This window comes from Variovorax sp. FW301-JW7, assembly GCF_058788795.1.
The window spans coordinates 26,332-37,837 of the sequence record NZ_JBYTBC010000007.1; the positions used below are offsets into that span (position 1 = coordinate 26,332).

An 11,506-nucleotide genomic window follows, 5' to 3' on the forward strand; every position below is an offset into this window, starting at 1 on the left:
AAACAAAGCCGGAGACACATCCCTCATGCGATTCACGACCCTCGCCGCCTCGCTGGCGGCCGCGCTGCTGCTCGGCGCCTGCGGCAGCACCGCACCGATCTCCCCCGCCGAAGTCGGCGAATTGCGCCCGGGTTCGGGCTACCTCAAGGGCTACCTGCCCGCCGCCGAGCTGCCCGACAGCCTCGCCCTGCTGCCGGCGCCCCCGGCCGAGGGCTCGGCCGCGCTGGCGGCCGACGGCGCCACCTTCCGCGCGCTCACGGCCCTGCAGGGCACGCCGCGCGGCGCGCTCGCGGTGCAGGACGCCAACCTCAAGTTTCCGAAGGCCGCCGAGGTGTTCTCGTGCGCGCTGGGCATGCCGATCTCCGAGCAGGCCACGCCGAACCTGAGCATGCTGCTGCGCCGCACGCTGGCCGACGCCGGCACGGCCACCTACAAGGCCAAGAACACCTACAACCGCACGCGCCCCTTCGTCGCGTTCAAGACCGGCAGCTGCACGCCCGCCGAAGAAGCCTCGCTGGCCAAGGACGGCTCGTACCCTTCGGGCCATTCGGCCGTGGGCTGGGCCTGGGCGCTGGTGCTGACGGAACTCGCACCCGAACGCACCGATGCACTGCTGCAGCGCGGGCGGGCCTTCTCGCAGAGCCGCGCGATCTGCGGCGTGCACTGGCAGAGCGACATCGAGAACGGCCGGCTGGTCGGCGCAGCGACCGTGGCCAGGCTGCACACGAACCCGGTGTTCCAGGCGCAGATGACGGGCGCCCGGTCGGAGATTGCGAAGGCACGTGCGGCAGGGGCGGTGCCGGCTCAGGATTGCAGTGCGGAAGCCAAGGCACTGGCAACCTCGGCGCTGATCGCGCCGTAAGTCTTGAACGCGCCGCTCAGGTGGCGCTGTTCGAAGCCGCGATGCCCCAGCGTGCCAGCGCCTCGTCGTCGGTCACGCGGGCATCGACCCAGCGCGCGCCCTCGGGCGTCTGCTCCTTCTTCCAGAACGGGGCCTGCGTCTTCAGGTAGTCCATCAGGAATTCGCAGGCCTGGAAGCTCTGGCCGCGGTGGGCGGACACCACCGCCACCATCATGATCTGGTCCAGCGGCTGCAGCAGGCCCACGCGATGGATCACGCGTGCGCCGAGGATGTCGAAGCGCTTGTGGGCCTCGTCGATCATGGCCTCGATGGCCTTCTCGGTCATGCCGGGGTAGTGTTCCAGCTCCATGGACGCGATGGTGCTGCCGTCGTTGCGGTCGCGCACGGTGCCTACAAAACTGCAGACGGCGCCCACGCGTTTGTCGCCCGCGCGCAACGCGGCGACCTCGGTCGCGAGATCGAAATCGGCCGTCTGGATCGAAACACGTGCAACGCTCATGTCCGAATTGTGGCATCGCGCTAGACTGCAGCAATGCCTTGCCTCGCCACGTTCTCCCTGCTGCTGTCGCAGCCCGAGAGCCGTTGCGCGCGCCAGGGCAACAAAGCCAAAAAACCAAAGCTCGTCTGACCGGAGCCGAGGTTCCGTCGTCGGATGAGCGACGGAACCTGCCAAGGCTTTGGCCCCTCTCGGGTTGCGCGCGCATCGGACGGTGGTTCTTTCCATCGGTCGATTCCTGAAAGGAAGCCTGCGTGCCACAACAACAACCAACCGCCGACACCCCCGATTTCTCGGGCCTGTGGGTCGCCCTCGTCACCCCGTTCCGCGACGGCGCGGTCGACCACACCGCCCTGGCGGCGCTCGTGCGCCGGCTCGCCGACGACGGCGTGACCGGCTTCGTGCCCTGCGGCTCGACCGGCGAAGCCGCCGCCCTCGACGAGGCCGAGCAGCTCGCCGTGCTCGACACCGTGCTGACCGCCGCGGGCGGCCTGCCGGTCGTGATGGGCGTGTCGGGCTACCACCTGGGCAAGGCCACGGCCTGGGTGCGCAAGCTCTCGGAACGCCCGCTGGCGGGCCTGCTGGTGGCCGCGCCGCACTACATCCGCCCGTCGCAGGCCGGGGTGCTCGAGTGGTTCCACGCCATCGCCGATGCCAGCACGGTGCCCGTGCTGGTCTACGACATTCCCTACCGCACTGGCGTGACGATCGCGCGCGAGACGCTGCTGGCACTGGCCGAGCACCCGCGCATCCGCGGCATCAAGGACTGCGGTGGCGATATGGCCAAGACCCGCGCCGTGATCGCCGACGGCCGGCTGCAGGTGCTCACGGGCGAAGACCACCAGATCTTCGCCACCATGGCCGAAGGCGGCGTGGGCGCGATCGCGGCCAGCGGCCATGTGCAGACGAAGCGCCTCGTGCGGCTGGTGCGCCTGCTGGCCGAGAACCGGCTGGCCGAGGCGCGCGCCGAATGGCAGCCGCTGCAGCCGTTGCTGGAGATGCTGTTTGCCGAACCGAATCCGGGCCCGCTGAAGGCGCTGCTGGCGCATGCGGGCGAATTGCGTGACGAGCTGCGCTCGCCGATGACGCGCGCGTCGGACGGCCTGCGCGAGCGCCTCGTGGCGCTGGACGCGCGGCTCAGCCGCCCGTGACGGGCGGGAAGAACGCGACTTCGCAGTCGTCGCGCAGGGCGGCGGCTTCGTCGCTCATGGCCTGGTCGAGCGCCATGCGCACGGCCTTGCCGCGTGCGAGCGCGCCGGCGTAGGCCCCGCCGCGGGCGATGAGCTCGTCGCGCAGGGCTGCGAGCGTGCCGGCGGCCGTGTCGACGGTTTCACCGCTGCTGGACAGCGCCTCGCGCACGGAGGCGAAATAACGGATGCGGACCTTCATGGGGTGGTTCAGCCGAGCAGCGATGCGAGGGGAATGAAGTTCACGGTGTCGCCGGTCTTGATCGTCCGGCCCGCCGGGTTGTCGACCAGTCCGTCGCCCCAGACCATCGAGGTGAGTACGCCCGAGCTCTGGTTGGCGAACAGGTCGAGCCCACCCGCCGCGTTGCGCCGCACGCGCAGGAACTCGCGGCGCTTGTCGGCGCGTGGCCAGTCGAAATCGGCGCGCAACGGCACGGCCGCAGGCGCCACGCGCGTGGCACCCTGCAGTGCGAGCAGGAAGGGCCGCACCAGCATCAGGAAGGTCAGGAAGCTCGACACCGGGTTGCCGGGCAGCCCCGTGACGTGGCAGGCGCCCTGCCCGTTGCTGCGTGCGATCGAGCCGTAGGCGAAGGGCTTGCCGGGCTTCATCGACAGCGACCACAGCTGCAGCTCGCCCAGCGACTGCAGCGCGGCGCGGATGTGGTCTTCTTCGCCGACCGAGACGCCGCCGGTGGTGATGATCAGGTCGTTCGCCTCGGCCGCCTCGCGCAGAGCGGCGATGGTGGCTTCGCGGTTGTCGGGCACGATGCCCAGGTCGTTCACCTCGCAGCCCAGGCGGTGCAGCAGCGCGCGCATGAAGAAGCGGTTCGAGTTGTAGATCGCGCCAGGCTTCATCGCGTCGGGCGCGACCTCGCCGGGCATCACCAGCTCGTCGCCGGTGGAGAGCATGGCCACGCGCGGCTTGCGCGCGACCTGCAGCGTGTCGAAGCCGACGCTGGCAGCCAGGCCGAGCGCGGCGGGCGTGAGGCGTTCGCCGCGCTGGAGCACCACGTCGCCCGAGGCCACGTCCTCGCCTGCGCGGCGCACCCACTGGCCGGCCACGGGCGTGATGGCGATGCGCACCGACCCCAGTCCGCCCTCTTGCGGCGTGGCGGCCGTGTCTTCCTGCATGACGACCGCGTCGGCGCCTTCGGGAATCTGCGCGCCCGTGAAGATGCGCGCCGCCGTGCCGGCCGCGAGCGGCGTGCCGACGGTGCCGGCGGGAATGCGCTGCGTCACGGCCAGCTCGGTGCCGGGCGTGGCGCAATCGGCCGCGCGCACGGCATAGCCGTCCATCGCGCTGTTGTCGCGCGGCGGCACGGTGAGGCCCGAGACGAGGTCCTGCGCCAGCACGCGTCCGTCGGCGTCGAAGGTGCCGACGCTTTCGGCCGGCAGCAGCGGCCGGGCCTTGGCGAGCAGCACCGCGATCGCTTCATCGAGCGGCATCAACGGCGGGCGCGAGGACGAGGCGGCGAAGGGAACGGGAGAAGAATCAGCCATGGTGTCCGGGGTTGTAGTCGAAGCGCTCGCCGCTGTCGATCAACCACGTGGCAATGGCCTCGGCGTCGTTGAGGTCGAGCACCGGGCGCGCCGTGGCCTCCGGCAGGCCGGCCGGTGCATCGGTGGCGATGGCGGTGACAAAGGGGTCGTCGATGTACAGCGCGGTGCGCGGCGCCTCGCCGTCGCCGCTCGGGCGCCAGACCTCGATCTTGAGCACGTCGCTGTGCCGGAAGCCCTCGACCAGCGCCCAGTCGACCGCCGGATGCAGCTCGGCGAGCAGCTGGTGCACCGTGAGCTCGACCGGCACCTCGAATTCGCGCATCAGCGCGAGCCGCTGGTCGGACGCGACGACCACCTCGAAGGCCCCGGCCTGCCGGTGGCGCCAAGTGTCCTTGCCGACGTGGTCGATATCGAAGCGGTGGTGCGCATGCTTGACCACCGACACGCGCAGGCCGCGCTGCTTGAGCACGGGAATCAGGCGCTCCACCAGCGTGGTCTTGCCTGCGCCGGAATACCCGGCGAAGCCGACGACCTTCATGCCGCGGGCGCCCCGGTCAGTCGCAGTGCTCGGCGATGTAGGCCTTGACGGCCTCGGCATCGGCCGGCAGCTGGACCACGCGCTTGGGCAAGGCTTCAATGCCTTCGAACTTCTTCGGGCGTGCGGGCTCCTCGCCCAGCGCCTCGACCACCGTGGCCGCGAACTTGATCGGCAGCGCAGTCTCGAGCACCACCATCGGCACGCCCGGCGTGAGCTGCTCGCGCGCGGCCTTGAGGCCGTCGGCGGTGTGCGGGTCGATCAGCGTGGCGAAGCGCTTCTCGGTGTCGCGGATCATCGCGAGCCGGTCGGCGTGCGTGCTGCGGCCGCTGCGAAAGCCGAAGCGCTCGGCAGCCTGCTTGAACGCCGGATCGGCGCTCAGGTCGAAGCTGCCCGTCAGGCCCAGGTCGTCCACGAACAGCTGGCGCAGCTTGGCGGGATCGCGGCCGACGAGGTCGAACATGAAGCGCTCGAAGTTGCTGGCCTTGCTGATGTCCATCGACGGGCTCGAGGTTTCGTGCGTGTCGACCGCGGCGCGCACGCGGTACACGCCGGTGCGGAAGAACTCGTCGAGCACGTCGTTCTCGTTGGTGGCGACCACCAGCGTCTGGATCGGCAGGCCCATCATGCGTGCCACGTGGCCCGCGCAAACATTGCCGAAATTGCCCGAGGGCACGGTGAAGCTCACGGGCTTGTCGTTGCTCGCCGTGGCCTGGAAGTAGCCCGCGAAGTAGTAGACGACCTGCGCCAGCAGGCGCGCCCAGTTGATCGAGTTGACCGTGCCGATGCGGTACTTGCGCTTGAAGGCCAGGTCGTTCGACACGGCCTTGACGATGTCCTGGCAGTCGTCGAACACGCCGGTGATGGCGATGTTGTGGATGTTGGCGTCCTGCAGGCTGAACATCTGCGCCTGCTGGAACGGGCTCATGCGACCGTCGGGCGAGGTCATGAACACGCGCACGCCCTTCTTGCCGCGCATGGCGTACTCGGCCGCACTGCCCGTGTCGCCGCTGGTGGCACCCAGGATGTTGAGCTCGGCGCCACGGCGAGCCAGTTCGTACTCGAACAGGTTGCCCAACAGCTGCATCGCCATGTCCTTGAAGGCCAGCGTGGGGCCGTTGGACAGGGCTTCGAGATACACGCCGTCTTCGAGTTCGCGCAGCGGCACGATCTCGTCGGTGCCGAACACCTCGGCCGTGTAGGTCTTCGCGCAGATCGCCTTCAGGTCGGCCGCAGGAATGTCGTCGATGTACAGCGAGAGGATCTCGAAGGCCAGCTCGTTGTACGGCAGCGTGCGCCATGCCGCGAGCGTGGCGGTGTCGACCTGCGGGTACGTCTCGGGCAGGTACAGGCCGCCATCGGGCGCCAGGCCTTCGAGGAGGATTTCGCAGAAGCGCTTGCGGTCGGCGTGGCCGCGGGTAGAAAGGTAGTTCATGTCAGGTCTTCAGGCTCAACGGCAATCGGGTTGCCAGCGGTCTCGTTCGAGCGCGGCCAGGGCTCGCTCATTTTCTATCGTGATGGCGTCCAGCATGCCGGGCACCAATGTGTCTTTCGGGGTCCACTTCATCGGGTAGAGCACCGAGAACTGGTAGGTCAGCACGCCGCCGCACGCCGGCTCGTGGAAGCTCTTGTGCGCGAAAGCCTGGGCGAACTGTTCGTCCCGACGGATTTCGACGAGGTGGTACCAGTACGCATGCCCTTGCGCCGTACGGCCCGCAAAGTGTTGCTTGCGCCCCCGTTCGCCCTTGAACCGGGCGCTCAAGGCCTTCAGTTCGGCGTCCGCATCGGAGACGGGGCCCGGACGCAGGAACAACGTCAGCGCAGTGACCCACGCTCCGCCTTCATCGCCTTCGCTGATCTTGTAGACCCACGACAGTCGGCCATCTGCGAGCGTCTGCGGCTGCGGCGTGGCGAGTTGGTACTCGACCTTCGCCAACTCCAGCGTCGGCGGAGGATCGAAGCGCGAGGCCGCGTGGCCCGTCGATGCCAGCAACGGCACCGTCAGGGCGAACGCGGCCGCGCGCCGGGGCGACATCACTTCAATTCTTCTTTGCGGATGCGCACGATGGGCTCGAGCACGGTCGGCAGCGCCTGCAGTTCGGCCATGACGTCATTGACGGTGCCTTCGCGCGCGTCGTGCGTGAGGATGATGAGGTCGGTCTGCGTCGAGCCTTCGCCGCCCACTTCGTCGGCTTCGCGCTGCAGCACGGCGTCGATGCTGATGCCGGCAGTGGCCAGCAGGCCCGTCACCTTGGCAAGCACGCCGGCCTGGTCGGCCACGCGCAGGCGCAGGTAGTAGCTGGTGACGACTTCCGACATCGGCAGCACCTTCAAGTCGCTCATCGCGTCAGGGTGGAAGGCCAGGTGCGGCACGCGGTGCGCGGCGTCGGCGGTGTGCAGGCGCGTGATGTCGACGAGGTCGGCAATGACGGCGCTGGCGGTCGGCTCGCTGCCGGCGCCCTTGCCGTAGTACAGCGTGGTGCCCACGGCGTCGCCGTGCACGACCACGGCGTTCATGGCGCCTTCGACATTGGCCAGCAGGCGCTTGGACGGCACCAGCGACGGGTGCACGCGCAGCTCGATGCCCTGGGTGGTGCGCTTGGTCACGCCCAGCAGCTTGATGCGGTAACCGAGCTGCTCGGCGTACTTGATGTCTTGTGCAGCGAGCTTGGTGATGCCCTCGATGTGGGCCTTGTCGAACTGCACCGGAATGCCGAAGGCGATGGCGCTCATCAGCGTGACCTTGTGCGCGGCGTCGACGCCTTCGATGTCGAAGGTGGGGTCGGCCTCGGCGTAGCCCAGGCGCTGGGCTTCCTTCAGCACGGTGGCGAAGTCCAGACCCTTGTCGCGCATCTCGGACAGGATGAAGTTGGTGGTGCCGTTGATGATGCCGGCCAGCCACTGGATGCTGTTGGCCGTGAGGCCTTCGCGCAGCGCCTTGATGATCGGGATGCCGCCGGCCACCGCGGCCTCGAAGGCCACCATCACGCCCTTGGCATGCGCAGCCGCGAAGATCTCGGTGCCGTGCACGGCGAGCAGCGCCTTGTTGGCCGTGACCACGTGCTTGCCGGCTGCGATGGCTTCGAGCACGAGCTGCTTGGCGATGCCGTAGCCGCCGATGAGCTCGATGACGATGTCGATGTCGGGGTTGGCGATGACTTCGCGCGCATCGGCGACCACCTTCACGCCTTCGCCGGCCACTTCGCGGGCACGGGCGGTGTCGAGGTCGGCCACCATGGTGATCTCGATGCCGCGGCCGGCGCGGCGCTTGATTTCTTCCTGGTTGCGCTGGAGCACCTTGAAGGTGCCGCTGCCGACCGTGCCTGCGCCGAGCAGGCCTACTTGGATGGGTTTCATTGGGAGAGTCGCGCTCATGGCGTTCATGGTTTGGATGGGGTGGCGGACGGTGCAGCGTCCACGATGCGGCTGACGTAGCGCGGCAGGCTCCAGGCGCCGCCCGCGAAGCCACGGCACATGCCGTCGCCGGTCGCGCTGGTGCGCACGAAGGTCTTGCCGTTGAAGTGCCAGGTCTCGCTCGACCAGCAGTCGCCGATGCCGCGGCCCTTCATGGCCGAGGTGACGCTGGCGTCCTTGTCGTCGAAGTCGCCGTTCGCCTCGAGGGACACCGGCGCATAGGGCGGCTTGTCGTTGGCGATCCAGAGCAGGCTCGAATAGTTGTACGCGCCCATGCCGCAGCCCATGGACAGCAGCACCTTGCTGCTGCTCAGACGGAAAACCTCCAGCGATTTGGCGCTGAAGTCGGTGCTGTTGTTGCACTGTTCCTTCACTGCGGCGATGTCGAGCGACGCAAAGATGCGCGCGGGCAGCGCGGCGTCGCCGGGCTTCGCCTTGGGCGGCTTGACCACGTTGACGACGGGCATGGGCACTGGCGGCAGCACGGAAGATTCGGGCTTGACGCCCTTGCGCACCAGTGCGCCCGGGGTGCCGACGCGACCCTGCGTTTCGTCCATTTTCAGCAGCACGGCGTTGAGGCCGGCGAGCGACAGCGTCCACTTCTTGCCGCCGTTGGCCGTGACGGTGGCGTCGTCGCTCTTGAGCAGCTCGGGCAGCACGGCGCGGATCTGGCCCTGGTCGAAGCTGGCGGTTCCCGCGTCGAGGCCGGACAGAGCGGCCTTGCCGACCTTGAAGCGCAGCGGCCCCTTGGCACTGCCGTCATCGCCGATCTGCAGCTGAACATCGAGCGCCGTGTTCGGCCCGGCCGCGCGGGTGATCAGCATCGACACCTGCTGGTGCTCCCCGCCGTCCGCCTGGTAGCCGGCGGCGCGGCAGGTCAGCGTGTTGTCGCAGACCAGCTCCCAGTCGTTGTGCGAAAACGAGACCGGCTCTTTCTTCTCGGCCGCGCCGACAGACAGTGCGCCCAGCAACAGCGCGGCAGCGACGCAGGCGGATTTCATGGTCCCGTCTTGCGACGCAACCGGTACTGCTCCAGGAACTTGGCGATGCGGTTGATGGCCTCGCGCAAGTCGTCTTCGTGGGGCAGGAACACGATGCGGAAGTGGTCCGGCGTGGCCCAGTTGAAGCCGGTGCCCTGCACCAGCATCACGCGGGTTTCCTTCAACAGCTCGAGGAAGAACTGGCGGTCGTCCGCGATCGGATAGACCTCGGGATCGAGCTTGGGAAACATGTAGAGCGCAGCGCTGGGCTTGACGCAGCTCACGCCCGGAATGGCGGTGATCAGCTCGTAGGCCAGGTCGCGCTGGCGGCGCAGGCGCCCGCCCTCGCACACGAGGTCGTTGATGCTCTGGTAGCCGCCGAGCGCCGTCTGGATGGCCCACTGGCCCGGCACGTTGGCGCACAGGCGCATGTTCGAGAGCATGTTCAGGCCCTCGATGTAGTCGCGTGCGCTGCGCTTGTCGCCCGACACCACGAGCCAGCCGGCGCGGTAGCCGCACGAGCGGTAGCTCTTGGACAACGAATTGAAGGTCAGCGTGAGCACGTCGGTCGACAGGCTGGCGATGGCCGTGTGCTTGACGCCGTCATACAGCACCTTGTCGTAGACCTCGTCGGCGAAGATCACGAGGCCGTGCTCGCGGGCGATCTCGACGAGGCTCCTGAGCAGCTCGTCGGAATACAGCGCGCCGGTCGGGTTGTTCGGGTTGATGACCACGATGCCCTTGGTGCGCGGCGTGATCTTGGCGCGGATGTCGGCCAGGTTCGGCATCCAGCCGTTGTCCTCGTCGCACAGGTAGTGCACCGGGGTGCCGCCCGACAAGCTCGTGGAGGCGGTCCACAGCGGGTAGTCGGGGGCCGGCAGCAGCAGCTCGTCGCCGTCATTGAGCAGCGCGTTGGTGGACATGGCGATCAGCTCGCTGGCGCCGTTGCCCAGGTAGATGTCGTCGAGCGTGACGCCCGCGATGCCCTGCTTCTGGGTTTCGTGCATCACGGCCTTGCGCGCCGCGAAAACACCCTTGCTGTCCGAGTACCCCGCCGAGGTCGGCAGGTTGCGGATCATGTCCTGCTGGATTTCCTCAGGCGCATCGAACCCGAACACGGCCAGGTTGCCGATGTTGAGCTTGATGATCTTCTGGCCTTCTTCCTCCATCTGCTTGGCGGCGTCCATGATGGGACCGCGGATGTCATAGAGGACGTTGGCCAGCTTGGCCGATTTCTTGAGCTGCTTCAAAGGGGCCCTCCCGGGCGGGTTTACTCGAAGGTCAAAGGCCCCTGAGGGCCTCGTGTCACTGGGGAAAACCTATAATTTGACCACAGTTCCCAGTGCCCCGATGAAGCTCCAGCCCGACAAATCCGACGCCCAGACCCTCACCGCACACGGCCCCGGCTGGGTCGCGATCAACAACGAAAAAATCGAGGGCAGCGTGGTCGTCGGCTCGCGCGGCGAACGCTTTGCCTGGGATTGCACGCGTTTCGACCAGCTAGGGCCCGAACATTTCGCGCAATTGGCCTCTTTGGGCGCCGAATTGGTCATTTTCGGCAGCGGAACCCGTATCCGTTTTCCCCAGCCCGCATGGCTGCAGCCCCTGATGGCGCAACGCACCGGCGTGGAGACCATGGACACCCCGGCGGCCTGCCGAACCTACAACATCCTGGCCGGCGAAGGACGGCACGTGATCGCCGCCTTGCTGGTCGAGAGCCCGGCGGCTGACTGAGAGAGGGGTTTTCGAGGTAAAATAGCGGGTTGCGAACCGGCCAGCTACCCAAAGTTAGCAACGACCAATCCTCCGTTCATCGAGCAAGCCTGAAAAGGGCTGAGAGGGCTCGGAGAACGGAATCTAACGGAGAAAACAAGTTTCATGGCGATCGTTGTCAACAAACCCATTCCTGAATTCGACGCCAACGCCACGGGCGGCATCAAGGTTTCGAACACCTCGCACCTCGGCCACGTCATGGTCATGTATTTTTACCCGAAAGATAACACTCCGGGTTGCACGACCGAAGCGATGCAGTTCCGCGACCATTACAAAGACTTCGAAAAAGCCGGCGCCACCGTCTTCGGCGTGTCGCGCGACAACATGAAGTCGCACGACGAATTCAAGGCCAAGCTCGAACTCCCGTTCGAACTGATTGCCGACACCGAAGAAAAGATGTGCCACATGTTCGGCGTGGTCAAGAACAAGATCATGTACGGCAAGAAGGTCAAGGGCATCGAGCGCAGCACCTTCCTGATCGGCGCCGACGGCATCCTGAAGGCCGAATGGCGCGGGCTCAAGGTTCCAGGCCATGTCGAAGACGTCCTCAAGGCCGTCAAGGCACTCAAGAAGGCTGCCTGATCGCGCCGCAAGGCACCGGGCGTGCGCTTTTGCATCAAGTCGTGGGAATTGCCCCACGCGGCGTGCAAAGAGCCTCTGGTGCGTCTTTTGCGGTGTGCATAATGGCCTCATGCCGTTGAGCTCCACGACCGCATCCTCCGAACGAAGCCGCCTGGGTCTACAGGCGGCTTTTTCGTT

13 protein-coding genes are annotated in these 11,506 nt (G+C 67.3%); 4 read left to right on the plus strand and 9 right to left on the minus strand.

Going from position 1 to position 11,506, the window contains the following annotated elements:
• Positions 1-25 precede the first annotated feature (25 nt).
• Positions 26-862: an acid phosphatase gene (locus AC3WQM_RS19505; RefSeq protein WP_492680990.1), complete on the plus strand. Its 837-nt coding sequence runs from the start codon at positions 26-28 to the stop codon at positions 860-862.
• A gap of 16 nt (positions 863-878) precedes the next feature.
• Here AC3WQM_RS19505 and AC3WQM_RS19510 read toward each other — a convergent pair whose 3' ends face one another.
• Complete coding sequence (locus tag AC3WQM_RS19510; RefSeq protein ID WP_139706126.1) at positions 879-1,361, minus strand: molybdenum cofactor biosynthesis protein MoaE; 483 nt, start codon at positions 1,359-1,361, stop codon at positions 879-881.
• A gap of 251 nt (positions 1,362-1,612) precedes the next feature.
• Here AC3WQM_RS19510 and dapA point away from each other — a divergent pair, with 251 nt between their 5' ends.
• Entirely contained in the window at positions 1,613-2,509 is an 897-nt protein-coding gene (dapA, locus tag AC3WQM_RS19515; protein ID WP_492680992.1) for a 4-hydroxy-tetrahydrodipicolinate synthase, read from the plus strand.
• On the opposite strand, the gene AC3WQM_RS19520 is transcribed toward dapA, so the two are convergent.
• From AC3WQM_RS19520 to AC3WQM_RS19555, 8 genes are read right to left on the minus strand one after another with little or no spacing between them, the layout of a single operon-like run.
• The gene (locus AC3WQM_RS19520; RefSeq protein WP_492680994.1) at positions 2,496-2,747 is read right to left on the minus strand and encodes a MoaD/ThiS family protein; all 252 of its coding nucleotides are present in this window, start codon (positions 2,745-2,747) and stop codon (positions 2,496-2,498) included. The genes dapA and AC3WQM_RS19520 overlap by 14 nt on opposite strands.
• An 8-nt stretch (positions 2,748-2,755) precedes the next feature.
• On the minus strand, positions 2,756-4,045 hold the full coding sequence (locus AC3WQM_RS19525) for a molybdopterin molybdotransferase MoeA (RefSeq protein ID WP_492680996.1): 1,290 nt from the start codon (positions 4,043-4,045) through the stop codon (positions 2,756-2,758).
• Complete coding sequence (gene mobB / locus AC3WQM_RS19530; RefSeq protein ID WP_492680998.1) at positions 4,038-4,583, minus strand: molybdopterin-guanine dinucleotide biosynthesis protein B; 546 nt, start codon at positions 4,581-4,583, stop codon at positions 4,038-4,040. The genes AC3WQM_RS19525 and mobB overlap by 8 nt, the downstream gene beginning before the upstream one ends.
• A gap of 16 nt (positions 4,584-4,599) precedes the next feature.
• A complete protein-coding gene (gene thrC, locus AC3WQM_RS19535) occupies positions 4,600-6,015 on the minus strand; it encodes a threonine synthase (protein ID WP_492681000.1) in 1,416 nt (471 codons plus the stop codon).
• 15 nt (positions 6,016-6,030) lie between these two features.
• Positions 6,031-6,615, minus strand: coding sequence for a hypothetical protein (locus AC3WQM_RS19540; protein WP_492681002.1), 585 nt, complete (start codon positions 6,613-6,615; stop codon positions 6,031-6,033).
• Entirely contained in the window at positions 6,615-7,937 is a 1,323-nt protein-coding gene (locus tag AC3WQM_RS19545) for a homoserine dehydrogenase (RefSeq protein ID WP_492681004.1), read from the minus strand. The genes AC3WQM_RS19540 and AC3WQM_RS19545 overlap by 1 nt, the downstream gene beginning before the upstream one ends.
• A 23-nt stretch (positions 7,938-7,960) precedes the next feature.
• Positions 7,961-8,995, minus strand: coding sequence for a DUF1176 domain-containing protein (locus tag AC3WQM_RS19550; protein WP_492681006.1), 1,035 nt, complete (start codon positions 8,993-8,995; stop codon positions 7,961-7,963).
• Positions 8,992-10,224, minus strand: a complete 1,233-nt coding sequence (locus AC3WQM_RS19555) for a pyridoxal phosphate-dependent aminotransferase (protein WP_492681008.1) — start codon at positions 10,222-10,224, stop codon at positions 8,992-8,994. The genes AC3WQM_RS19550 and AC3WQM_RS19555 overlap by 4 nt, the downstream gene beginning before the upstream one ends.
• 100 nt (positions 10,225-10,324) lie before the next feature.
• On the opposite strand from AC3WQM_RS19555, the gene AC3WQM_RS19560 reads away from it, so the two are divergent.
• A complete protein-coding gene (locus AC3WQM_RS19560; RefSeq protein WP_099796229.1) occupies positions 10,325-10,708 on the plus strand; it encodes an Mth938-like domain-containing protein in 384 nt (127 codons plus the stop codon).
• A gap of 144 nt (positions 10,709-10,852) precedes the next feature.
• Positions 10,853-11,329: a peroxiredoxin gene (locus AC3WQM_RS19565; RefSeq protein WP_062472998.1), complete on the plus strand. Its 477-nt coding sequence runs from the start codon at positions 10,853-10,855 to the stop codon at positions 11,327-11,329.
• Positions 11,330-11,506 lie beyond the last annotated feature (177 nt).